Raw genomic sequence first — 24,309 nt, 5'->3', positions numbered from 1 at the left:
TTAGTAGCTTCACCATTCCTCTATTCCGAAAGTTCGATTGCAATGGGTTGGTGATCGGAAGCATCGGTCGCTTCGTTGACCTCGATGCTGCGAAGGTAGCGGGTCAAATTTTCCGTTACAAAAATGAAGTCGCGGCAGTCGGGCCCGTCGGCCCACTGCGCGCGGTCGTAGATTCCGCAAGTCGGCGCACGCGCTCGGCCGGGACGATTGGCGGTCCATGCATCCCGATACGTCAGGCCAGGCCGGCCGGATCGAGCAATCAATGCGTGCAGAGGGTCGGCAACGTCAAAATTGAAATCGCCACACAGCAGGCTCGATGCAGCGACGGTCTGACTTCCATACGGCTCATGGTGCCGGGAGCCGGCCTGTTTCGGGCTCATCGACGCCTCCTCCTGCAAATCCAGCAGCCGCGCGATTTGTGCCTCGCGCTGGCCGGCCGAATGAAACTCGAGATGCGTGTTGACGACGCGGATCGCGCCAAACGAGGCCTGAACCGTCACCTCCAGGGCGTGACGGCGCATGCTGCGCACCGTGGCTGCACCCGGCCACGGCAGCAGGTGGTTGGCAATCTGCAGCACTGGCAACCGCGACAGCGTCATGTTGCCGAAACGATGGAGGTTGCCATGACGATCGACAGTTTCGACTGCAGGTCGGAATATTGCGGAGTAGCCGGGCAACAGGGCTGCAAGCTGTACGCTCTGATCCGCTCCATCACCAAATCTCGGGAAATTCGCGCTCACCTCCTGGAAACAGAACACGTCCGCGTCGAGCGTCTGCCGGGCGACGGCAACGATCCTAGCCAGATCGGTCACGCCGTCGCAGCCTTTTCCGCACTGTATGTTCCAGGTGAGAAGTCTCATTACCGGATGCCTGCACGCATGAACGACTGGACGAACTGACGCTGGAACAGCAGAAACGCGATCAGCAGCGGCGCCATCGTCATCACGGTTGCCGCCGTGATCACCGACCAATCCACACCGGTCTCAGGCGCGCCGAACACGGCAAGCCCCACCGTGAGCGGCCGCGCTTCCACCGAATTCGTGACGATCAACGGCCACAGGAAATTGTTCCAGTGATAGCTGACGGAGACGAGGCCAAAGGCGACGTAGGTCGGGCGAGCCAGCGGGACATAGACCCGCCACAGGATTCCGAGCGGACCCGCTCCCTCGACCCGGGCGGCTTCCACCAACTCCTGGGGCACACCCTTGAAAGTCTGCCGCAGCAGGAAGATGCCGAAGGCGCTCGCGAGATAGGGCAGCGCGATCGCAGGGATCGTATCGAGCAATCCCAACCTTGCGATCGCGCGGTAGTTCTCGACGATCAGGACGTCGGGCATGATCATCAGCTGGAGCAGAACGAGGGCGAAAGCGATGCCGCTGCCCCTGAACCTGAAGCGCGCAAAGGCGTAGGCCGCCAGCGTCGACAGGATGAGCTGACCGACCAGGATCAGTGTCACCAGCACGACCGTGTTGAGATAGTACCGCGCGAACGGCGCCTGGTTCCAGGCCCGAGCAAAATTCTCCAGCGTCCAGGGCGCGGACAGGCTGAACGACGTGGCGTAAGCGGCCGGATGCAGCGCGCTCCAAAAGGCATAGGCCAATGGGGCGAGCCAGATCAAAGCCAGGAGCCATGCTGCGACGGCTTCAATGGGGCGTGTCCGGCCTTTCATTGATAGTGGATCCTGCGATCGAGATAACCGAACTTGATCAGCGCAACCGAGCTCAGCAGCATCAGAAGCACAACCGTCAGTGTTGCCGCGTAAGAGGAATCCTGGAAGGTGAAGGCAACTTCATAAATGTAGTAGAGCAGCAGCGTGCTGGCGTTATTGGGACCTCCTTTGGTCATGATGACCAGATGATCCACCAACTTGAAGGAGTTGATGACTGCGTTGATCGCCACGAACAGCGTGGTCGGCATCAGCAGCGGGAACGTGATCCGGCGAAACGTGTACCACCGGCTCGCGCCTTCGATGGAAGCGGCCTCCTCGAGGTCCGGCGAGAGCTGCTGCAGCGCCGCCAGGTAGAAGATCATGAAGAAGCCGGCCTCCTTCCAGATCACCATCACGACCAGACAGCTCATCACCGTCGAGGGATCGCCCAGCCAGTTCCAGCCACCGAGACCGAAAAGGCCGCGCAACTGATCGAGCAGCCCATAGTCCGGCGTGTAGAAGAACAGCCAAATGTTGGCGACGGCGATCATCGGCAGCACGGTCGGCGTGAAGTAGGCCAGTCGCAGACAGCCGCGGCCGCGCATGTTGCGATTGACCCAGATCGCCATCACCAGAGCCAAGGCGATCGAGGTCGGGATCGTGCCGAGCGCGAACCAGAAATTATTGACCAGCGCCTTCCAGAAGATCGGATCGGCCGCCATGGACCGATAGCTGTCAAGCCCGACGAAGGCCTCCGTGCCATTCCGGCGCGTGACGAACAGCGAATGCCGGATCGTCGCCAGAATCGGAAAGTGCGTGAATGCGATCAGCAGGACGGCCGCCGGCAACAGCAGCAGCCAGGCGTTCACGGTGTTCCACCACGCCTGCGATCGGGCGCGGGGCGGGGCGATTGGCGATGAGGCGACCTGGTCGGACATCTGTGAGCCGGCGGGGATGGCAGCGGCGCGCCATCCCGCCACGTCCTTATTTGTAGGCGCGCAAGACGCGGTCAGACTGCTGCTGCGCGGCAGCCAACGCCTCCTGCGGCTTCTGCGCGCCCGTGATCGCAGCCTGCACGGCATCGCCGACAAACTTGTAGATGCGGCCGTTCTCATGGACGGAGAGCTCCGGCACCGCATGTTCCAACTGATCGCGCGCAACTGTGGCCTGCGGGAAGCCCTTTGCGTAGGCCTCCATCCCCGGCGTCTTGTAGGCGGCCGGCAACACCGCCACGTAGCCGGTCTTCATGCTCCATTCCGCCGCGCGTTCCGGAGCCGTCATCCATTGAATGAACTTGACGGCCGCCTTCTGCTGGTCGGGAGACGCACTCTTGAAGATGTAGAAATTGCCGCCGCCGGTCGGTGATCCGCGCCGCTCCCTGGCCGGCAGCATGGCCACACCGAACTGGAATTTCGCGGCGTCCTTGACCGCCGTCAGATTGCCGGTGGTGTGCCACATCATCGCCGTCTTGCCTTCGAGGAAATCGTTGCGCAGCGTCGCCCAATCGATGCTGCCGGCCGGGGCGACGTTGTGCTTGCGCGACAGGTCGACCCAGTACTCGAGGGCGGCGACCGTCTTCGGAGCGGTCAGATAGACCTCGTTGCCGGGCTCGTTCATCATCTTCTGGCCGTTCTCGATCGCCAGCGCCTGCAGCATCCAGTAGGCATAACCGGTCGAGGGAATTTCGATGCCCCAGCGTGTCGTGTTGCCGCCATCCTTCTTGACCAGCTTCTTCGACATCTCGACCAATTCGTCCCATGACGCCGGCGCCTTCTCGGGATCGAGGCCCGCCTCCTTGAAGGCGTCCTTGTTCCAGTACAGCACGATGGTCGAACGCTGGAACGGCACGCTCCAGGTCTTGCCGTCGATCTGCCCGTTCGCCATGAACGCCGGATAGAACTCCCTGAACCAGGCCTTGTCGCCGACGAGGCCGTCAAACGGCACGATCGCGTTCTCGTCCACCAGCGTGAACACGTCGGTCGACAGCAACACCGACAGTTGCGGCGGCTGCCCGCCCTTCATCGCGGTCATCGCCTTGGTCATCGTATCGGTGTAGTTGCCGGCATAGACCGCCGTCACCTTGATGTCGGGATTGTCCTTCTCGAAGCGCGAGACCATGTCGTCGATAATCTTGGTGACGGGACCACCGACCGCGACCGGATAGTACATGGTCAGATCCACCGCAGCGGCCGGGCGTGCAGCCATCGAGAGTACGGCAAGTGCCGCTGCCATCAACATCGTTCGTCGCGCAAACATGTGACAATCTCCTTCGTTACTGCGTTTGAAACAGCCGCTGCTATCGACCGGTTATCGCCCGCTGGCCCTCTGTGACGATGGTCTCCAAGCGAGCTTCCGAATTCGAATCGAACCGATGCTCGAGCCCGGGTTCCCACGCGATCCGGACATCCTCGCCCGGCCGAACCTTGCAGAAACCTTCGAGCCGCACAGAGATCGGCTGACCATCGACCTCGCACAGAACGATGCTGTCGGCCCCAAGATGCTCGATCGCCCTTACGCGCGCTAAATGATCTCCGCTCGACACGATGCGGACATGCTCCGGCCGGATGCCGATGAGATGATCGCCGTGGCGCAACAGATTCATCGGCGGCGTGCCGATGAACCTCGCCGTGAACGCCGTCGCTGGCCGATTGTATAGCTCCTCCGGTGTGCCATTCTGCTCGATACGACCATCGCGCATCAGCACGACGCGATCCGCCATCGTCATGGCTTCGGTCTGGTCGTGGGTCACGTAGACCATCGTCATTCCGAGCCGCTGTTGCAGGGCGCGGATCTCCGTCCGCATCTCATGCCGCAGCTTGGCATCTAAATTTGAAAGCGGCTCGTCCATGAGGCAGACCCGCGCTTCCGCAATGATGGCTCGCCCCAGTGCAACCCGCTGGCGCTGGCCGCCGGACAGCTGCGACGGCTTTCGTTCAAGCAGCTGCGCAAGGCCAACGATCTCGGCCACACGCCGGAGCCGTTCGTCTCGTTCGGCGCGCGACACGCGCCGCACACGCAGGCCGAAGACGATGTTCTCGGCTACACTCAAATGCGGAAACAGCGCGTACGACTGGAAGACCATGGAGATCTTCCGTTGCGCCGGAGTCAGATGGGTCACGTCGACGCCGCCGATGGCGATCGCGCCGGCGTCAGCATCCTCAAGGCCGGCGATTAGCCGCAGCGTGGTCGACTTGCCGCAGCCGGACGGTCCCAGCAGCACCAGCAGCGAGCCCTCGTCCGCCGTCAGACTGACGTCATCGACGGCGCGCATCGCGCCCCAGAACTTGGAGACATGACTCAGCGTGATCGCTGACATGGCCCGTTCGCTCTCAGTTGCAGAGCTCTGCGCCGCGCGCAGACATAGTTTGGCATGCTCGCAGCATCCTGCTCGCGCGGAGCAGCCCAAAGCTGGTCGCCATGAGCAGACCGATCCATGCCGTCCCTCCCGATGGCCACGCAACGCTCGCCGGCGCGGCGAGCTATTTTGTTCATATGAACATATTGGAGCAGCATATGAAACAGAAAATTGCGCCTTAAACGTTCGGATGATAGTTTGCTTTGAACGGACAGCCCTATGCTCAAGACAGTCTCGTCACGTCAGGCCTACATACTGGAGATCGTGCGCGACGAAGGCTTCGCTTCGATCGAGCAGCTTGCAACGCGTTTTGACGTCACCCAGCAGACCATTCGCCGCGTCGTGAACGGGCTCTGCGATCAAGGGCTACTCCGGCGAATGCACGGCGGCGTCAGCCTGCCCGTTCAAAACCAGAATCTCGCTTATGGAAGCAGACAGGGATTGAACGCCGACGCCAAACGGCGCATCGCACACGCGACTGCGAGCTTCATTCCCGACGGGGCGTCGCTTATGATCGGGCTGGGTACAACACCTGAATATGTCGCGCAGGCGCTATCCCGCCGCCGCGATCTGCGGGTGATCACCAACAGCTTGAACGTGGCCGCAGCATTCACGCACAATCCGGACGTTGAGATCAGCATCGCGGGCGGCACGCTGCGGCAACTCGATCGCGATATCATTGGCGAGGCGGCTGCGCGCTTCTTCGCGGGTTTCCGCGCCGACTTTGGTATATTCGGCGTCGGGGGGATTGATGAGGACGGCACGCTGCTCGATTTCCATGCCGATGAAGTCAAGGCACGTCAATCCATTGCGGCCAATTCGCGAACGTCCGTGCTAGTGGCCGACATCACCAAGTTCGGCCGCAATGCGACGGTCCGGGGCGGCCATCTCGACGACTGCCACCATTTCGTCATCGATGATCGATTGCCTGGATCGTTTAAGCCAATCGCGGACAGGTATGGCGGTCTGATCCATACGGCCCCCGACGCCCGCGCAGATTTCGAACGCCTTGGCCACACCTAGCGGACAACATAGACCCCTTACGCAGATCGATCGCGGACTTCAACGCACGGCCGACAATCCGCGCCGCAATCGGCACTGAGCCAGTCCCACGTGCCGCACACCTACGGGCGAGCTCGAGCGGTGGTGGAGCTGTTTTCCCGGTAACTGCCTTGAGGTCGGGCACGGATATTATCGGAAATCCGTTTCACCTTCTTTCGGATCACCCCGATAGGTAGCTTCACCAAGATAGATCACTGTATGGTCCCCGGTCGTGAGGATATGGCGGATCCGGCCACCGGGGCGCAGCAGCCGCACCGCCTCGATAGCCGCTATCAGCAATTTTGATATAGCTCCAGCAACTAAGCGGTCAGCTCGAAGCGCAAGCTGTGGAGGCTTCTTCAAAGTAACAGATACGCTCCTCGGCTCCTCAGGGTGCCGACATTGAGGCTAAGAAGCGCCTCTAATCGCCCGACCGACCTTTTGCAGGGCCTCAAAGGCTGCAAAGCGCCGATCGGCCCAGCCTGCCAAACTGGCCTGAGGCCGATGGATGTCTCCCAAAACCGACATCGCCTGCATCGCCTCACTGAGGTCGGCATGGTCGCCCGAGGCAACTGATCCAAGCATCGCGGAGCCGAGCAGGACGGCCTCCGGAGAGGCCGACGCAGCGACCGTCAAACCCGTCATATCGGCGAGGACCTGCCGCACGACGCGGCTCTTTGCGGCGCCGCCGCTGACCACGATCGTATCGACCGCAATGCCCTTGTCTTGCTGAGCGCGAACGATCTGCCGCGCCCCGCAACCGAGACCGCACAACCCGGCCAGATAAAGCGCCAGCAGGCTCTCCAAATCGGAGCGCATATCGAGCCCGGCGATCAACGCGCGCGCGTCAGGATCCGCGAATGGCGCGCGATTGCCGAGAAACTCAGGGACGACATGAACCTCGCCGACCAACTGCGGAATCATTTCGGCACCGCCGCGGGATTCAGTTTCCGAGGCAAGCCAATCGGCAAGCGTCTGCTGCGTCCGGCTTGCAGCCTGGATCGCTTGCGCGGAATGCGGATGCATCTGCAACAGATGCTCGATGGCAGCGCCGGCGGCCGACTGCCCGCCTTCATTGAGCCAAAGCCCGGGAACCATGGCGGAGTAATATGGTCCCCAAACGCCGGGCACGAAGGACGAGTCCGGCGTGGTCGTCATGGTGCAGGCGGAGGTTCCGAACACATAGGCCATGCGCGTGAGCACCGTGCCGGCCGTACCGCGCGCGCCCACCGTGCCAACGCCGCCGGCATGTGCATCGATCAGGCCTGCGGCGACCGGCGTACCCGTCGCAAGACCGAGATCGGCCGCGGCCTCCGCAGTCAGGCCCGCCGCCAGCCTTGTTCCGCCGGGCACGATCTCGGTGCCGATCCTGCGGAACTGCTCGTCGGCAAGCACGTCGAGGCCGACCTTGCGGAAGAATTTGTCGTCCCAACGGTTCTCGTGACCGAGATAAGTCCACTTGCACGTCACGGTACAAATGGAGCGGGACAAGCTCCCGGTCGCGCGCCAAGTGAGGAAGTCCGTCAAGTCCATGAACTGCCACGCCCGGGAGAATGTCTCGGGCATGTTCTCGGCGAGCCACAACAGTTTCGGCGTCTCCATCTCGGGTGAGATCGTGCCGCCCACATAATCGAGAACCTTCTCGCCCGTCTGGTTGATCCGGCGCGCCTGATCGGCAGCGCGGTGATCCATCCATACGATGACGTTGCGGGCAGGATCGCCTGAGGGGCCGGCGGGCAGCGGTGCGCCGCCCTCGCCAAGCACCACCAGCGAGCAGGTCGCGTCAAAGCCGATGCCGGCAATGCCGTCCGGCGCGAGGCCGGCCTGTGCCACCGCGCCCCGCACGCTGCGGCAGACAGCACGCCAGATATCCTCGCTCGACTGCTCGACGACGTCGCCGGCCTCCCGCCACAGCGCGACAGGGGCGCTGTCACTCGCGATCAGTCTGCCGGAGCGGTCGAATACGCCGGCCCGTGCGCTGCCGGTGCCGACATCGATGCCAAGGAAATGGCGGTGATCGGATTGCTTGGTCATGAAGACGCTACAGATCGTTGCTCTGCGGGAGAATGACGAGGTCGCGGATGGTGACATTTCTCGGACGCGTCAACATGAAGAGCACCGCCTCTGCGACCTCCACCGGCTGCATCAAGCCGCCGGCCGCCATTTCCTCCTCGACCTTCGCTTTGGGCCAGTCCTTGATGAGCGCGGTCACGACAGGACCGGGCGCAACGGCGCCGACACGCAAACCGTGTTTCGCGACCTGCCGGCGCAGAGTATGCACAAAAGCCTGCACGGCGTGCTTGGAGGCGGTGTAGATCGGCTCCCAGACCACGGGCACGAGACCTGCGATCGAACTGGTCACGATGATGTCGCCGCTCTTGCGCTCGACCATGTGTGGCAGCACCGCATGGATCGACCGGAATAGTGCATTGATGTTCAAATTGAGCATGCGGTCCCACGCATCGGGATCGCCGCCAAGCACCTCGCCGCCGACATAGGCACCAGCATTCGCATGGAAGATGTCCAGTTGGCCGGCCTTCTCCAGCACCTGCGGCATCATGGCTGCCACGCTCGCGGGATCGGTGAGATCGATACGCAATGGAATCGCCTGATCGCCCAGCCCGGCGCAGGCGCTGCTCAGCGCCTCCTCCGCCCGATCGATCAGCACCACCCGCGCGCCGGCCCCGATCAACGTTCTAGCGCATTCGAGACCGATGCCTGATGCGGCGCCGGTGATCGCGGCGACTTTTCCTGCAAGTTCCTGGGCCAAGGCTTGTCCTTTTCTTGAGAGAGTTATTCAAGCTCGGCCATGGGAGAGGCGAGAGCGCCGCGCCAGCGAATCCACGACGACTGCAATGGCAAGAACCCCGCCCGTAATCATGTACCGCAGCGACGAGGATAGATCGAGCAGCGTGAGGCCGCTCGCGATGGACTGGATGACGATGACGCCAAGGAGCGCGGAATAGGCGCTCCCGCGGCCGCCAAACAGGCTCGTACCACCGATGACCGCGGCGGCGATCGCGTTGAGGTTCACATCTCCCGTCCCGGCCTGCTGGCTGGAAGATGCCAGTCGCGCTGCGGCCAGAATGCCACCGGCAGCGGCCAGCATAGAGCACAGCATGAATGCAGTCGCATAGACCCAGCGAACGTTGATGCCAGCACGACGGGCCGCCTCGCGATTGCCGCCGACGGCACACATCGAGCGGCCCCATTTGGTGCGCGTCAATGCGTAGTTCATGATCACGCACAAGCCGACGAACAGCCCGAACATCCAGGGAATACCGCGCCCGAGATTGAGATAATAGACAACGAATTCGAGCACGATGGTGACCAGCAGCGCCTTCAGCACCATGCGGCCAAGCGAACTGGCCGACAGCCCCGCTGCCCGCCGGCGCGCGGCCGTTCTGTAGCCGGTCAGGAACATAACCAGACTCGCGACCGCCGCCAGCACATAGGATACGATCGGCGGCATGACGAGCATCTGCCCGAAATTGACCAACGCCGATCCATACGGAAGGTTGATCGAGCCGGAGGAGCCCAGGAGATAGAGCTGCAGGCCGAGCCACGCCAATAGGCCCGCCAGCGTCGAGACGAAGCTCGGCATCCCCAGACGGTTGAACAGAAATGCGTAAAGCGCGCCGATGGTAGCGCCCAATAGCAACGCCGTGACGATCGCCACCACGACCGGCCAATCTTGACCGACCCAGAGCACGCCGACGAGCGCCGAAGAGAACCCGCTCACCGAACCCACCGAGAGATCGATCTCGCCGACCATCAAGATACAGACGATACCGAGCGAGATCACGCCAACCGTCGAACAATCGAACAGCAGATTGACCAAATTGTTCGGTGCGAGAAAAACGGGATTGAGGCTCTCGAATGCCGCGCAGATGACAATGAGCCCGACGACCACCGGCAACGAGCCGAGATCACCCGACCGCACACGGTCCACAAAGGCGCCGATCGTGTTTCCAAGCGTGTCCGCGTGCTTGACCCGTTCGTCACTGCGGTCGAGCAACCGCGCCGCCGAAACCTGCGTGTCGTCGGTCATCGCCCAAGCTCCGGCGACTGATCGGCGTGGCGCCGCCTGGCGCGGCGCGAGACTGAGTTTTCGTCCGCCCCGGTAATCGCCGTGACGAGTTCCTGGTTGGACACGTCGGGCTCGAACTCGCCGTTGTTGCGACCGAGGCGCAGGACCACGATCCGATCCGCAACCGCGCGGACGTCCTCTATATTGTGGCTGATCATGATGACGCCGAGACCGCGCGCGCGAACGCGCTCGACAAGGTCTAGCACCTCAGCGGTTTGGGCAACGCCGAGCGCGGCAGTCGGCTCGTCGAGCAGAATGAGCTTCGGCTCAGTCAGCAGCGAGCGCGCGATCGCCACGGTCTGGCGCTGTCCACCGGAGAGCGACGCCACGGGCTCGCGCACGCTTGGGATCCGCGCCGACAATTCGTTGAGCAAGGTCCAGGCGCGAAGCTCCATGGAGACCTCGTCGAGCCGCAGCGGGTTGAGCTCGCGGCCGAGAAAGATATTTGCGACCACGTCGAGATTCTCGCAGAGCGCTAAATCCTGGAAAACGGTGGCGATGCCGAGGCCGAGCGCGGTGGCCGGATCGGACAGGACGACAGGCTGGCCGCCGAAGGCAATCGTACCTGAGGTGGGTTGATGCACGCCGGCAAGGATCTTCACCAGCGTGGATTTTCCTGCACCATTGTCACCCACAAGCGCCACGACCTCGCCGGCATGCACATCCAGATCAACATCGGTCAGGGCGGACACGGCGCCGAAATGCTTGGAGATTCCGCGAAGACTCAAGACCGGCTTGCGCGTTCCGCCCTGCGCGTGATCGACATCCGAGATCGTCGTCATGTCTAGTGCCCCTCCCCTCTTTCGTCCCGGCCGCTGCGAGCGACCGGGACGAACGCAGTTATTGCGCGATACCGAGCTTCTTGCAGCCGGCGGCATATCGGCCCGTACAGAGCTGGTCCGCCGTCTGGATCTTCTTGTCGATGATCTCGGCCTTCAGGTTCTCCTGAGTGACGACCGCCGGCACGAACAGCTTCGATGGCGCGTTGAACAGCGTGGTTTCCGCCTTAGGAGCCTCGCCAGAGAGGAATTTCACTGCCGCTTGCGCCGCCGCAGCGGCCACGATCTCACTGGGTTTGGAGATCGTGTTGTACTGATCGCCGGCTATGACGAGCTGAAGCGCGGCAATCGTCGCGTCGTTGCCGGTCACCGGCGGCACCGGATCGACACCGGCGGCCTTGAAGGCGGCAATTGCGCCACCGCCCGTGCCATCATTGGCGGCCACGACGCCGAGAATCTTCTTGCCGAAGCGGGTGACCTGGCCGCTCGCCCATTGCTGCGCCTTCGGCGGCGCCCAGTCCGGCGTGTCGTATTCGGCGAGAATTGGATAGCCGCTCTTATCAAGGCCCTCGTGGATACCCTTCTTGATGAGTCCCGCAGCGGCATCGGTCGGAGACCCATTGATTTCGAGCACGCCTTCGCCCTCCTTCGCGGTCGCATTTGCGGCCTTGAGATGCTTGACCAGCGATTCGGAGATGGCCTTGCCGATGGCTTGATTGTCGAAGGACACGTAGAAATCGACCTTGGCGTCGGGGACCGGCCGGTCATAGGCAATGACCTTGATGCCTTGCGATTGTGCCATCTTGACCAGGGAGGCCGCGGCGGCCGAATCGACTGGGTCGAGCACGATTACCTTGGCGCCCTGCGAAATCACTGAGTTGAATTGCTGTTGCTGCCGTGCGGCATCCGCGCTTGCGTTCTGGTAGATCACCTTGCAACTGTCGCACAGCTTCTTCATCTCCGCCGCAAAGCCTGGATAGTCGTGTTGTTCGTATCGGGTGGAGGCCTGGTCCGGCATCAGGAAAGCAACGGTCGCGCCCTTCACTTCTGCCGCATGCGACAACATGGCCGTTGTGCCGAACAGCGACAAGGCCAAGACAAGTGTGCCGGTATGTTTCGGGAAGAATGTTTTCATTCAGAGTTTCCTTTCCAGAACTAGAGTGCTGTGGTTGATCCTTGAGGATGAGCCTTCGGCTTCGTGCCTGGCGGTGACGAGTGCAGGTGCTCCGAAGCCGCGGCAATTCCTGGATAAGCGATTCCTGTCGCGTGCCCGCGTCATTCTTCCCGTAGTGATCGTCCTCCTTTTTTTCCCCGCCGGCTAGGCTGCGTGCGCCGTATTGATGTTTTGCGCCAGCAATCGCCTGAAGCGCGAAGGTGGCATGCCTTTCTCGGCCAAAAACTGCCGGTTGAAATTGGAGAGATTGTTGAAGCCGACCTCGAAGCAGATGTCGGTGATGGAAGCCTGCTCGTCGCTCATCAATATCTGGCAGGCGAGATTGATACGCAGCCGCTTGACGTATTGCACCAGTGACATCCCCGTGTGCCGGCGGAACGAGCGCGAAAACGCGCTCTGCGATTGGCCGGCGATTGCCGCGAGCTCCGTTTCACCGAAAGGCTGCGTCAGGTTCTGCCGGATGAAGGCGAGCGCCTTGTTCATGCCCGCAGACATGTAACCAGACGGATCAGGCAGATAATTCGGGCTGGAGAGCGGGCGCGCATTTCGGGCGCGGCAAAGTGCTCCCAAAATCATCAGGAACAGCTCGATCCGACGAACGCCGCTCGCCGTCACGATCTCCTCCATGAGCGGGGCAATCTTGTCGCTCGTGCTGCGGGTGAAAAGCGCGCCGCGGCGGGAGAATTCCAGCAGAGAGGCAAGGCCAGAAAGCTCAGGCATTACCTTTATCAGGTCGCCTATAAATCCTTCGCTGAATTGGAGGACGCGTCCCCGCAGCGGAATGGTACTTCCCGCCGGCAGATCACTCACCCAATTGTGCGGCAAGTTGGGACCGGTAAGGACGAGATTGCCGGGCTCGAACTCGCCGAGAAAATCGCCGACGAAATAGCGACCGCAGGTGGTTACAACCTGATGGAGCTCATACTCCGGGTGGAAATGCCAGCGAACCGTGTGGAATGGGTAGCCGTGCGACCATGCCTTGAACGACTCGCCTCGCCGTATCTGGACAACTTCCAGGTCCGGTTCCATGTTCGCTCCCTTTGGGACGGAGCGGTTTGTGGTGATCCGCCTCCGCTGCCTTATCGGCTGAATTTCCTTCAGCGCTTTCTCGGCGGAGAGTAGCGACCGGTACCTAGGCACGCCACTACCATTTCAGATGCGAACTGATACTTTTTTGACGTGCAGCACGCCTGTCCCGGCCCCTCGTAACGAGGCCGCACTCTCCGTGAAACGGTTTTTCACAATTGCGGCTCTACAAAGCGGGGTTTCGCGCACGGTCGGTCAGCAGATCACGATTGCGCGGAAGAGATCCTGGTTCCTTGTTGTTAGCAACTTGCGTTCAACCCACGGAATGCGCCGCAACAACCGGGGGCCTCCTTTTCAAAATGTACGCTCCCAATGATCATGTTTGAATTGCTATCGGCCTTTCGGCGCACACGTAGTGAGTGTCAAGCGGGCTGGCGAACCTGTCGGCCTGAAGCATCCCAACGCAAGGGCACGATCGGCGCCGCTACGCAATCAGGTTCGGCTCAACAGAACTAGGCACCTAAAACATTCGAACCCAGGCGCCATTCCTTGCAGATGAACTCACCGCAGCGTCGATGAATTTCACGCCGGCGAGGCCATCCTCGATGGTCGGGAAAATCACCGAGGAGTCAGGTGCTTTGCCGGTCTGCGCGGCACGAATGGCGCGCGCTGCCTCAGCATAGATCGTTGCAAAACCCTCAAGATATCCTTCGGGATGCCCCGATGGCACACGGCTGACGCGGCGCGCATCGACTAAGGCCCCGGCACCCTCGCGCGTCAGGAGCTGCTTGGGCTGCCCGTAAGGCGTAAACCAGAGATAATTCGGATTCTCTTGTGCCCATTCGAGCCCGCCCTTGGTCCCATAGACGCGCAGCGTGAGGCCGTTCTCATTGCCGACCGCGACCTGGCTCGCCCAGAGCATCCCTTTGGCACCCCCCTTCCACTTGAGGAGGATCTGGACATTGTCATCGAGACGCCGGCCGCCGACGAAGGTCGAAAGTTGGGCGAGCAGTTCCTCAAGCTCGAGACCAGTGACGAAGCAAGCGAGATTGTAGGCGTGGGTGCCGATGTCACCAATGCATCCGCCTGCCCCGGAACGGGTCGGGTCCGTACGCCACGCGGCCTGCTTGTGGCCGCTCGCTTCCAACGGCTCTGTCAACCAGTCCTGCAGATATTCGGCCTGAACGAGCCGGATTTCGCCGAGATCACCGTTCGCCACCATGGCGCGGGCCTGTCGGACCATCGGATAGCCCGTGTAGTTGTGCGTCACGACGAAGATCTTGCCCGTCTTCCTGACCAGTTCAACCAGTTCCTCCGCCTCGGCGAGGCTCGTCGTGAGTGGTTTGTCGCAGATGACGTGGATGCCGGCTTCAAGAAACGCCCGGGCGACCGGGGCGTGCAGGTGGTTGGGGGTCACGATCGAGACCGCCTCGATGCCGTCAGAGCGCACGGCCTCCGCTTTCGCCATCTCTTCGAAAGAGGTATAGGCGCGGTCGTCGGCGACACCGAGTTCGCGCGCCGAGGCTTTTGCTCGGGCCGGATCCGACGCCAACGCACCGGCCGTCAGCACAAACTGGTCGTCGATACGCGCGGCAATACGATGGACGGCGCCTATAAAGGCCCCTTGACCGCCTCCGACCATGCCCAGCCGGATACGAGCATGAGCGCCGCCCCCGCTGCTTGCCTCAATAGCCATTTGTTGCTCCCCCCTCAGGAGATGCCGAGCATCTTGCGGTTCATCTGGTCGTCTGCGCCGGAACCCGCGAAATCGTCGAACGGCTTCTCAGGCACCCGAATGATGTGCCTTTTTATGAATTCGGCGCCCTCGCGCGCGCCCTGCTCAGGATGCTTGAGCGCGCATTCCCATTCCAGCACCGCCCAGCTGTCGTAGTCGTACTGCGTGAGCTTCGAGAAGATCGCGCCGAAATCAATCTGTCCATCGCCTGGCGAGCGAAATCTGCCGGCGCGGTCCACCCAGCGTTGGAACCCGCCATAGACGCCTTGGCGACCCGTCGGGTTGAACTCGGCATCCTTGACGTGGAAGGCTTTGATGCGCTCGTGATAGATGTCGATGTAGTCCAGATAGTCGAGCTGCTGCAGCACGAAGTGCGACGGGTCATAGAGCAGGTTCGCGCGCTTGTGACCCTTGACCCGATCGAGAAACATCTCATAGGAGACGCCATCGTGAAGGTCCTCGCCCGGGTGGATCTCATAGGCGAGATCGACACCGTGCTCGTCGGCATAGTCGAGGATCGGCCGCCAGCGCCTGGCGAGCTCATCGAAGGCAGCCTCGATGAGGCCGCCTGGACGCTGCGGCCAGGGATAGACATAAGGCCAGGCCAATGCGCCGGAGAACGTCGCCTGTGCCGTGAGCCCAAGGCGTCCTGAGGCGCGAATTGCGCGCTTGACTTGGTCAATGGCCCACTCGGTGCGTTCCTTGGGATTGCCGCGCACCTCCGGCACGGCGAAGCCGTCGAATGCTGCGTCATAAGCCGGATGCACCGCAACGAGCTGCCCCTGAAGATGGGTCGAGAGTTCGGTGATCGAAAGGCCGTGTTCAGCTGCTACCCCCTTCACCTCATCGGCGTAGTCCTGGGACTCTGAGGCCTTGCTGAGATCGAAGAGCCGCCCGTCCCAGCTGGGGATCTGAATCCCCTCATAGCCGAGCGAGGCAGCCCATTCGCAGATCCTGTCGAAGGAGTTGAACGGCGCCACATCAGTTGTGAACTGCGCGAGGAATATCGCGGGTCCCTTCATCATCTTCATCTCTTGCTTCCTTCTCCCTGGATGCTCCAGCAATATGTGTCTGCGGAGCGCGATATTCCGCAAAACGAAGTGTCCCCATCAAGACCGCGCGCGGTTCGCTTCATCACCTCTGGTAGCGCGATGTCGGCAGCCAGATTTCGAAAGGTTGTCCTGGACACGACGCTCTATCGATAAAATCCGAGAACGGCCTTGGTCTCAAGATATTCTTCTAAGGTAGACCCGCCAGTCACGGATTCGACGCTAGCCCTGGGCGATTGGCAGAGCTAGGTCGGTTATTCAAAAACAGTAAATCCAGCCTGGAAGTCGGCTCAAGCTTATGCGTCGGATAGGCTGGTGGTTCTCTGGGACGGGCGAAGCACATTTTTTCAGACTCCTCTCCTAAGCATTACGCAGGAGCCCAATGGTGAAGCCATCAAAGAGAACGCAGATAACTGCGCAACGCTCGCCGAGCGGAACCATCTAAGGATAGTCCGGTAAACAAGGGCTCAGAATGGCAGCTGGTGCGTGTCACGCCGACCCGCTCGTTCATCCCATTGCTCCTGAAGGTAACCAGCTAGAAAGCTTCAGCCGTCGAGACAATCACGTTCCGGGCACATCAATCGTCAAGGCATCGTATCGGCGATGATGACAAGGTTCAATTTCGAATGGATGGGTTGGCATCGGATATGGCTCCGTGGCACGGGGCATCTCGCGTTCGGTGCCCGACGAGTTTCGCAAGCTTGCTGAAAACGACCTGTGACCACCACTCTCCCGTCTCCGTCGGCCGTAGCCCGGCTCTCCTGGCAGAACTGGTCATCAGTGGCCGCGCGGTCGACGGCCCCGCGATCGCGCCACTCGTCATCGTCGGCATCTTCCTCGAACGGTAACATGCTCAGCGATTGGACGACGGGTGCCGGGAAGTAGCGGCGAGTCATTTAGCGAGATCAAGTACGGCCGTCCGGAAGAGGCGCTTCCGATTGCAGCAGGAACGCGGCCTTGAGATCGCTCCAGAGCGCGGCTGGCACTGTGGTGGTCAGCGCTGCCACGTTGCGCTCGACCTCCTGCGCATTATGCGCCCCGAGGACCACGCTCGCGACCGCGGGATGACCAAGCGCAAAATGTAGAGCGGCCGTCGGCAGCGCCACGTCATGAGCAACGCAGATGCGCTCAATTTCGGCAACCTTCGAAAGGATCTGCGGCGGTGCGTCTTGATAATTGTACTTGGCGCCCTTGGTGGCGCCCGTCGCCAGAATCCCCGAATTGAACACGCCGCCGAGCAGCACCGCGATCCCCTGCTTCAGCGCCAGCGGCATGAACTCCTTGAGTGCTGGCTGCTCCAGCAGCGAATAGCGTCCCGCGAGCAGCATCACCTCGAAGGATCCGGCCTGCGCAAAGCGCACGCCCATCTCGGCCTCGTTGACCCCGATCCCGATGCCCGCGACCACACCTTCGGAACGAAGTTTGTCGAGCGCTACATAGGCCCCGGACATCGCTTCGCGAAACCGGTCCTCGATCGCGGCCTTGCCGTGGGTCCACACATCGACATCGTGGATCAGCAACAGGTCGATCCGGTCGGTGCCAAGCCGCAACAGCGACTGCTCGATCGAGCGCATGGTGCCGTCATAGGAATAGTCGACGACGGCCCGGTGCGGCTGTCCGCCAACAAATCCGGACCGAGTCTCCGGCTGGTGAAACGGATCCATCCAGCGACCAGTCTTGGTGCAAAGCACCACATCCTTGCGCGGCACGCGCCGGAGCGCCGTTCCGCAGCGATGCTCCGACAGGCCGTTGCCATAGTGCGGGGATGTATCGAGCAGATTGATGCCGAGCTCGAAGGCGCGGCTCGCGGCGGCAATCGCAGTCTGGTCGTCGAGCTCGAGGAAGAGATCGCCGAGCGGTGCGGTTCCGAACCCCAGGATGGAAACTTCGAGACCGGTCCGGCCAAGTGTGCGGCGCGGCAAAGTTGATTGCGAAACCATGGTGGCTTGCTCTCCCTTCTCCGCGCCTCAGTCGCGCGCTGGTCTCATTGGCTGCGACGTGCAGCGTATGTATTTGCCGTCAGGTGTCAACGCGAGGATTACGGGTCTCATACAAGCCTATTCCGCTCATGCCTTCGGGTTGCTAAGAAAAGCGGAACTGGCACGCGGGCACTTCACGACCTGCGGCAACGAGGAGGAACGATGCTCCCCTATGTCACGCACGATCCACGCTTTGCCCGCCTGATCTTTGGTCACGCCAATCTCGAAAAACTCACCACCGGCTGCCGCTGGGCCGAAGGACCCGCTTACTTTCCAGCCGGCCGCTATTTGATCTGGTCCGACATTCCGAACAACCGGATGATGCGCTTCGATGAGACGGATTCATCGGCGTCGGTGTTCCGCTCGCCGAGCTTCAACTCGAACGGCAACACGACCGATCACGAGGGGCGGCTGGTCACTTGCGAGCACTTCATGCGCCGCGTCACCCGGACCGAGCATGACGGCTCCATCACGGTGCTTGCCGAGCAGTTCGAAGGGCGTCGGCTGAACTCGCCCAACGATGTCGTGGTGAAATCGGACGGATCGATCTGGTTTTCGGATCCGACCTACGGCATCGACAGCGATTACGAGGGCCAGCAGACCAAATCCGAGATTGGCGCCTCCAACGTCTACCGGATCGATCCAGCGGGCGGCGAGATCAGCCTCGTGGTCTCTGACCGCGTGCAGCCGAACGGGCTGGCGTTCTCGCCAGACGAGAAGCTGCTTTATGTCGCCGATACCGGCGCGACCCACGTCGACGGGCTGCCCGCGACGATCTGGTGTTACAAGGTGCAGGGAAACAAGGTTGCTGAGCCCTCGCTGTTTTCCACCTGCCCCGACGGGCTCTATGACGGGTTTCGCTGCGACATCCATGGCAACGTTTGGACGTCGGCGGGACGGAGCGTGTTCTGCTACGCAGCCGACGGGACACATATCGGCACCATTCCGATCGGCGAGATCGTGGCGAATGTCTGTTTCGGCGGTCCGCAGCGCAACCGCCTCTACATTTGCGGACAGACATCGCTGTATTCGATCTTCCTTAATACGCGCGCGGCCGTGTAAGGGAAAACGCGTTGCGGGGCGGCGTGCGGTGCCATCCTCAACCGTTCTGCCGATGCTTTTACGGAGCGCCGGATCCCCCGCCGCCACGCGGATCAGATTCGAGCTCCTCGATGATGGTGTGAAGCTGGCGTATGGCTAAACGATCGGTCATGTCGCGCTCCAGAGAGCGATAGCGCCCGATCCGGACTTGCTGGTCTCTTAATCCGATGTCGCTCATGATGTGTGGTCTCCGCCGATACGACGTCGAGCAAGGCAGTTCGTTTCCTTAAATTCTTCGGATCATTTGCGAGGGTTTCTAATTCGCAAAGAAGGCAGGCTACCTTGGGCCGACCGTCTAGTTCGTGACGCGTTCGCCCCGTCCGTAGACGAGCAGCATGAAGATGATAACGAGACCGTAGATCACCTGGCGGCCCGCCTCCGGCATCTCCATGATCGACAATACGCTGTTCAGGAGCACGATCAGGACGACGCCGATCAGCGTGCCGAGATAGCGACCCCGGCCGCCGAGGATGTTGGTGCCTCCAATCACGACGGCGGCGATCGAGGGCAGCAGATAGGCGTCTCCCATGCCCTGATAGGCCTTGGTGGAATAGCCGGCGAGCAGCACGCCGGCGAGTGCGGCAGCAAGGCCGCACAAGACGAAGCAGACCACCGTGACGCGACGCGTGTTGACGCCGGCGAGATAGGCCGCCGCCTCCTTGTTGCCGATGGCGTAGATGTAGCGGCCGAGCGACATGCGCTGCAGAATGAGGACCACCAGCACGGACACCGCGGCCCAGACGAACAGCGCGTTGGGAATGCCGAACGTACGATCGCCCGCCAGCATCCGCATCAGGTCGGTCGCCCCGGTCTGCGGTGCGTAGCCGCCAGTATGCGCGACCATCAGGCCGCGCATCACGGCATTCACGCCCAGCGTAAAGATCATCGAGGGGACCCGCAGATACGCGACCCCGACGCCGTTGACGAGCCCGACCAGAACGCCGACCCCGAGCCCGACCGGAATTGCGAGAGGACCGCCGAGCGAGGTCGCCATCATGGCCGCGGCGGCGAGCGTCCAGGGCACCGACAGATCGATCTGCGCGATCAGGATCACGATCATCATGCCGGCCGAGACGATCCCGAGGAACGCACCGATCTGCAATTGCTGCAGCAGATAGCCCGGAGACAACAGGGGAGCGCTGCCGAAACGGGCGAACGTGTAAACCGTACCCGTCATGAGAATGACGATGATGAACAGCGCCGCAATCAGGATCGGGCGGTCGTCGCGCGAGAGGTTGAATGAGGCCGCCCTCATCGAAACAGCTCCAACGTGTTCTTGACGCGCAGCATACCCAACGCGCCGATGCTGACGGCAGCAAGGAGGATCACGCCCTCGAACAGGGGCTGCAGAAGAGGGGCAATGTCGAAGATACGGAAGAAGAAGGAAATCACGCGCAAGACCATGGCGCCGAAGATCGACCCGATCGCACTGCCGGTTCCGCCAAGCAGCGAAGTGCCGCCGATCACCACGGAGGCGATCGAGTTGAGCGTATAGGCGCCGGCCTGCGGAATGTCCGCATTCCCAGACGAAGTCTGGATAGCAAGGAAGAGACCGCCGCAGCCGGCGAAGAAGCCCGCGAGCGTGAAGGCAGCGATCTTGGCGCGCTCGATCGGAAGGCCGGACATATAAGCCGCGCCCTCGGCCGAGCCGATCGCATAGACGGCGCGGCCGAGAACGGAGCGGCGGAACGGTACCCATACCAGCAGCGGAATGAGAACGAGAAGCACAAAAGGCACCGGGATCCAGGCGAACGGCGCAAACCAGGCAGCCGCGCCATCGTCGAAGATGTGCACGGTGGAGGCGAAATCGCCCACCGAGTTAGTCAGCGCCCAGTTCAGGTCAACATCGATCTTGCCGCCCGGCGTCGGACGCAGGAAAAGCGCGATGCCGATGTAGACCGCGCCGGTCGCAAGCGTCGCGATGATCGGCTGGATGCGCCCATAGACGACGACGCAACCATTGATAAAGCCAGCAGCCGCGCCGATCGCAAGGCACACGACGATCCCCAGCAGAATGCCGCTGACGCCGCCCGGAAAGGTGCCGAGGCCGAGATGCACGCCGAACATGTCGAGATGCAGCGGCGCACCACCTGCCGCACCGGTCAGGAGGTAGCTCGCAAAGCAGCCGACCATGGTCATGACCGCTCCGACGGAGAGATCAAGGCCCGACATTAAGACCGGCACTGTCTGCGCCATCGCCAGCATGGCGAGCGCAAAGATTTCGTCGCCATTCTGCACCAGCACGGGGGAGGAGAAACCGCGGGGATGCGCGGCGTTGTAGAAAACGTAGAGGGCACAGAACAACAGGATGGCGGTGACCAGACCGATGTTCTGGCGGATCCTGATCGCGAGATCGTCAAGCATGCGCCGCCCCCGCTGCGGTATCGCTGTCGACATTCAGGGAGCTTGCGACAATGTTGGTCTCGGTGAGGTCGTCGCCCTCGAGCTCGCGCACGATGCGGCCGTCATACATGATGACGACGCGGTCGCAGCAGCCGATCAGCTCGTCATAGTCGGTTGAGTAGAACAGGATTGCGGCGCCCTGGTCGGCGAGCTCGCGCATCAGCCGGTAGAGCTCCTGCTTGGTGCCTACGTCGATTCCGCGCGTGGGATCGTTGAGCAAGATGATGCGCGGATCGGTCATCAGCCATTTGGCGAGCACGACCTTCTGCTGGTTTCCGCCCGACAGCGTCGAGACCGCATCACTCGCGGCGTCCAACTTGATCTGCAGCCTCGCGATGGCTCGCTGGATCGCGGTGCGTTCCTTCCCGGTATCGATGAATGGGCCGGTGGAAAGCGCGTCGAGCGATGCGATCGCAAGATTGTCTGCGATCGACATCGGCAGCATCAGTCCTTCGGTCTTGCGGTCTTCAGGCACGAGTGCGATGCCGACCGATTTTGCCGCCGCCGGGGAGCCGGGACGTACCTCGCGATCTGCCACCGTGAGGCGACCAGTGACACCGCGCAAAACACCGAACACGGCAAGCAACAGGGATTTCTGGCCCTGCCCGTCGAGACCGCCGAGCCCGACGATCTCGCCGGCGCCAATGCTCAGTGAAATGCGATCGAGCTGCCTCTCCCAGCACAGGTTCTCGAGCGCCAGCACCGGCTTCGCGGTATTTCGCGCCGGCTTGGGCGGATACTGGGCCGCGATGTCACGCCCGATCATGAGCTGGATGATATCGGCGGTCGAACGCCTCCCCTTGTCGAAGGTCTCGATATGGCGGCCGTTGCGAAACACCGAGGCGCGGTCGGCGAGCGCCTCGACCTCGTGCATGCGGTGCGAGATGTACAGGATTGCGACGCCCTCGGCCTTGAGCCGTGCCAGCATCCCATAAACCTTCTCCACATCGGCGCTCGTCAGTGCCGATGTCGCCTCGTCGAGGATCAGCAACTGTGGCCGCTTGCCGAGCGCCTTCGCGATCTCGACCACCTGGCGCCTGGATAGGGGCAGATCACGCACGTGCCTCAGGGGATTGACGTCCTCACAGCCGATCTCGGACAAAAGCTCTTCGGCGCGGCGGCGCTGGGCCTTCGCATCGATCAGGCCGAACCGCCGCGGCGGGGATGCAATGGAGATGTTGTCCGCGACCGAGAGGTCGGGCATCAGCGATAGCTCCTGGAAGATGCAGACGACACCGGCCGCATTCGCCGCCGACGGCGTGGCGAAGCTGACCTCGCGCCCCGCGAGGCGCATGCGGCCGCTGTCGGGCTGCACCACACCGGCAATAATCTTAATCAGCGTCGACTTGCCGGCGCCGTTCTCGCCCAGCACGGCGTGGATCTTGCCGCGCTCGCAGGCGAAATCGACCCCTTCCAGCGCCCGAACGCCGGCATAGCGCTTGGAGATGCCGGTAAGCTCCAGGAAGGCGGATTGCGTTGGGTCGGCAACCGGCATGCCGGGCCTTCACGCAACGACGGCCCGGCGAATGCCGGGCCGTGACTGGGACATCGCTACAGCCCTCACTGGGTGTTCTTCTCGCTCTGCGACATGATCTCCGGCGCAGTGAAGTTCACGCCGCACGGCGTGAACTGATTTGGCGCAAAGAAGTTGGCATTGAGCTCAGGCCAGTAATTCGTGCCCGGCTTGAGATCCTTGTAGGTCGCCACTGGAATCGGGATCGAGATCAGCTGCGGCATAATGTTGCCCTGCAGCGCCGAGATCGCCGCCTTGGTCGCGATCGCCACCAGCGCCGGCGACTGGCCGTAGGACATGCCCTTCAGTCCGTCCTTGGCGTGATCGGCAATCTGTTTGCGGTACTCGTTCTCGCCCTCACCCGACATCGGCACAAAGGGATGCTTGGCAGCCATCAGCGCCTGCACGGTGCCGTCGGATCCGCCTTGGGTGAATACTCCATCGAAATGGCCATGCACAGCTAGCGCATCCGCAGTCACCTTCTGAGACGTGCCGGTGTCCCAATTGCCAACCACCTCCGTGATTTTGAAACTGTTGCCGGGCGATTCTATTACCTCGCGGAAACCGAGATGACGGTCGCGGTCGACGGAGTTTCCCGGCAGGCCGCGGACTTCAAGGATGTCGCCGGATTTCTTGCCGCTCTCGTCGATCAGCCATTTGGCCGACATGCGGCCCATTTCCTTCTGGTCCTCGTTGACCATCATCACCTTGTCGGTGTCGAGGACGTTGTCGAACGGCACCACCACGACGTTGTTCTTGTCGGCAAGTCGGATGATGCGATCAAAACCGTCGGGAGCGACCGCAATGGTAACGATTGCGTCGAAGCCTTGGTTGATGAAGTCCTCCATCGCGCCAAGTTGCGCCGCCACATCGGTCCCGGTGGAAACGACCTTAAACTCCTTGATGTTCTCCTTGATACCGGGCTGATCGGCGAAAGCCTTGGCAGTCTTCACCATCTGGATGCGCCAGGTGTTGCCGACAAAACCGTTGACCAGCGCGATCCTGTAGGGGCCCGCCTTCTTGGGCCACTGAAAGAATTTGGTCTCGGACGACCATGGCTTGAAGCAGGCGGGGTCGGCGCCGGGGCCGGAGACGACCTTGGGACCTGCCAGAGCACTCACCGATGACAACAGCAAGCCGGCGCAAGCCAGCCCCGCCAGACGAAGCGTCCACACCATGTCGTGTCTCCCTGAGCGTTTGTGTTCCACCCTAACGCGGCGCGTAGCCATGCCGGGAATTGACCTTCCCGTGCGCGTGTCGCGCTAGGATGGCACGCAACTTGCGATGCTGACAAGCCGCGGGCGGACGCCCCGGCGCGAGACAGGATCTGAACGCACGGCCAACTGACGACAATTGTGGAAGCAGAAAACGTAACAATGACAGTCGGATGTTCGTGGGCGGCAAGCGATTGTGCAA

Annotated in this window: 22 protein-coding genes; 3 read left to right on the top strand and 19 right to left on the bottom strand. The window is 61.9% G+C overall.

What is annotated here, in order from left to right; genetic code table 11:
• Positions 1-20: 20 nt before the first annotated feature.
• The 5 genes from AC0L3J_RS22420 to AC0L3J_RS22400 are packed head-to-tail and all read right to left on the bottom strand — an operon-like array spanning position 21 to position 4,964.
• Positions 21-860, bottom strand: coding sequence for an endonuclease/exonuclease/phosphatase family protein (locus AC0L3J_RS22420; RefSeq protein WP_456768969.1), 840 nt, complete (start codon positions 858-860; stop codon positions 21-23).
• Positions 860-1,669, bottom strand: a complete 810-nt coding sequence (locus tag AC0L3J_RS22415) for a carbohydrate ABC transporter permease (RefSeq protein ID WP_456768968.1) — start codon at positions 1,667-1,669, stop codon at positions 860-862. Before AC0L3J_RS22415 ends, AC0L3J_RS22420 begins: the two co-directional genes overlap by 1 nt.
• Complete coding sequence (locus AC0L3J_RS22410) at positions 1,666-2,586, bottom strand: carbohydrate ABC transporter permease (protein ID WP_456768967.1); 921 nt, start codon at positions 2,584-2,586, stop codon at positions 1,666-1,668. The genes AC0L3J_RS22415 and AC0L3J_RS22410 overlap by 4 nt, the downstream gene beginning before the upstream one ends.
• Positions 2,587-2,632: 46 nt before the next feature.
• On the bottom strand, positions 2,633-3,886 hold the full coding sequence (locus AC0L3J_RS22405; protein WP_456769852.1) for an ABC transporter substrate-binding protein: 1,254 nt from the start codon (positions 3,884-3,886) through the stop codon (positions 2,633-2,635).
• 58 nt (positions 3,887-3,944) lie between these two features.
• A complete protein-coding gene (locus AC0L3J_RS22400; protein WP_456768966.1) occupies positions 3,945-4,964 on the bottom strand; it encodes an ABC transporter ATP-binding protein in 1,020 nt (339 codons plus the stop codon).
• 258 nt (positions 4,965-5,222) lie between these two features.
• Between AC0L3J_RS22400 and AC0L3J_RS22395 the strand changes: the two genes are divergently transcribed.
• A complete protein-coding gene (locus AC0L3J_RS22395; RefSeq protein ID WP_456768965.1) occupies positions 5,223-6,026 on the top strand; it encodes a DeoR/GlpR family DNA-binding transcription regulator in 804 nt (267 codons plus the stop codon).
• A gap of 426 nt (positions 6,027-6,452) precedes the next feature.
• On the opposite strand, the gene AC0L3J_RS22390 is transcribed toward AC0L3J_RS22395, so the two are convergent.
• From AC0L3J_RS22390 to AC0L3J_RS22355, 8 genes are all read right to left on the bottom strand, one after another.
• Positions 6,453-8,078, bottom strand: coding sequence for an FGGY-family carbohydrate kinase (locus tag AC0L3J_RS22390; protein WP_473348330.1), 1,626 nt, complete (start codon positions 8,076-8,078; stop codon positions 6,453-6,455).
• 7 nt (positions 8,079-8,085) lie between these two features.
• Positions 8,086-8,814: an SDR family oxidoreductase gene (locus tag AC0L3J_RS22385; protein ID WP_473348329.1), complete on the bottom strand. Its 729-nt coding sequence runs from the start codon at positions 8,812-8,814 to the stop codon at positions 8,086-8,088.
• A gap of 27 nt (positions 8,815-8,841) precedes the next feature.
• Positions 8,842-10,095 carry a sugar ABC transporter permease gene (locus tag AC0L3J_RS22380; protein WP_473348328.1) on the bottom strand — a complete coding sequence of 418 codons (1,254 nt, stop codon included), beginning with the start codon at positions 10,093-10,095 and terminating at the stop codon, positions 8,842-8,844.
• Positions 10,092-10,916 (bottom strand): ATP-binding cassette domain-containing protein, encoded by an 825-nt coding sequence (locus AC0L3J_RS22375; RefSeq protein WP_473348327.1) that lies wholly within the window; start codon positions 10,914-10,916, stop codon positions 10,092-10,094. The genes AC0L3J_RS22380 and AC0L3J_RS22375 overlap by 4 nt, the downstream gene beginning before the upstream one ends.
• Positions 10,917-10,974: 58 nt before the next feature.
• On the bottom strand, positions 10,975-12,048 hold the full coding sequence (locus AC0L3J_RS22370; RefSeq protein ID WP_473348326.1) for an ABC transporter substrate-binding protein: 1,074 nt from the start codon (positions 12,046-12,048) through the stop codon (positions 10,975-10,977).
• Between the two features lie 183 nt (positions 12,049-12,231).
• Positions 12,232-13,116 (bottom strand): helix-turn-helix domain-containing protein, encoded by an 885-nt coding sequence (locus AC0L3J_RS22365; protein ID WP_473348325.1) that lies wholly within the window; start codon positions 13,114-13,116, stop codon positions 12,232-12,234.
• A 517-nt stretch (positions 13,117-13,633) separates the two neighbouring features.
• Positions 13,634-14,809 (bottom strand): Gfo/Idh/MocA family protein, encoded by a 1,176-nt coding sequence (locus AC0L3J_RS22360; RefSeq protein WP_473348324.1) that lies wholly within the window; start codon positions 14,807-14,809, stop codon positions 13,634-13,636.
• 14 nt (positions 14,810-14,823) lie between these two features.
• A complete protein-coding gene (locus AC0L3J_RS22355) occupies positions 14,824-15,879 on the bottom strand; it encodes a sugar phosphate isomerase/epimerase family protein (protein WP_473348323.1) in 1,056 nt (351 codons plus the stop codon).
• A 719-nt stretch (positions 15,880-16,598) separates the two neighbouring features.
• Here AC0L3J_RS22355 and AC0L3J_RS22350 point away from each other — a divergent pair.
• Entirely contained in the window at positions 16,599-16,745 is a 147-nt protein-coding gene (locus AC0L3J_RS22350; RefSeq protein WP_473348322.1) for a hypothetical protein, read from the top strand.
• A 57-nt stretch (positions 16,746-16,802) separates the two neighbouring features.
• Here AC0L3J_RS22350 and AC0L3J_RS22345 read toward each other — a convergent pair whose 3' ends face one another.
• Positions 16,803-17,837, bottom strand: coding sequence for an aldo/keto reductase (locus AC0L3J_RS22345; RefSeq protein ID WP_473348321.1), 1,035 nt, complete (start codon positions 17,835-17,837; stop codon positions 16,803-16,805).
• A 201-nt stretch (positions 17,838-18,038) separates the two neighbouring features.
• Between AC0L3J_RS22345 and AC0L3J_RS22340 the strand changes: the two genes are divergently transcribed.
• On the top strand, positions 18,039-18,938 hold the full coding sequence (locus AC0L3J_RS22340) for an SMP-30/gluconolactonase/LRE family protein (RefSeq protein ID WP_473348320.1): 900 nt from the start codon (positions 18,039-18,041) through the stop codon (positions 18,936-18,938).
• Positions 18,939-18,996: 58 nt separating this feature from the next.
• Here AC0L3J_RS22340 and AC0L3J_RS22335 read toward each other — a convergent pair whose 3' ends face one another.
• From AC0L3J_RS22335 to AC0L3J_RS22315, 5 genes are all read right to left on the bottom strand, one after another.
• Positions 18,997-19,155, bottom strand: a complete 159-nt coding sequence (locus tag AC0L3J_RS22335) for a hypothetical protein (RefSeq protein ID WP_473348319.1) — start codon at positions 19,153-19,155, stop codon at positions 18,997-18,999.
• A gap of 117 nt (positions 19,156-19,272) precedes the next feature.
• Positions 19,273-20,232 carry an ABC transporter permease gene (locus AC0L3J_RS22330; RefSeq protein WP_473348318.1) on the bottom strand — a complete coding sequence of 320 codons (960 nt, stop codon included), beginning with the start codon at positions 20,230-20,232 and terminating at the stop codon, positions 19,273-19,275.
• Positions 20,229-21,341, bottom strand: a complete 1,113-nt coding sequence (locus AC0L3J_RS22325) for an ABC transporter permease (protein ID WP_473348317.1) — start codon at positions 21,339-21,341, stop codon at positions 20,229-20,231. The genes AC0L3J_RS22330 and AC0L3J_RS22325 overlap by 4 nt, the downstream gene beginning before the upstream one ends.
• Positions 21,334-22,875, bottom strand: coding sequence for a sugar ABC transporter ATP-binding protein (locus tag AC0L3J_RS22320; RefSeq protein WP_473348316.1), 1,542 nt, complete (start codon positions 22,873-22,875; stop codon positions 21,334-21,336). The genes AC0L3J_RS22325 and AC0L3J_RS22320 overlap by 8 nt, the downstream gene beginning before the upstream one ends.
• A 65-nt stretch (positions 22,876-22,940) precedes the next feature.
• Positions 22,941-24,071 carry a sugar ABC transporter substrate-binding protein gene (locus AC0L3J_RS22315; protein ID WP_018459502.1) on the bottom strand — a complete coding sequence of 377 codons (1,131 nt, stop codon included), beginning with the start codon at positions 24,069-24,071 and terminating at the stop codon, positions 22,941-22,943.
• Positions 24,072-24,309: the final 238 nt, after the last annotated feature.

It is taken from the genome of Bradyrhizobium sp. Kon37 (assembly GCF_055807535.1).
Note: the sequence above shows the minus strand (reverse complement) of the source record. Positions and strands in the feature narration are given on the sequence as shown.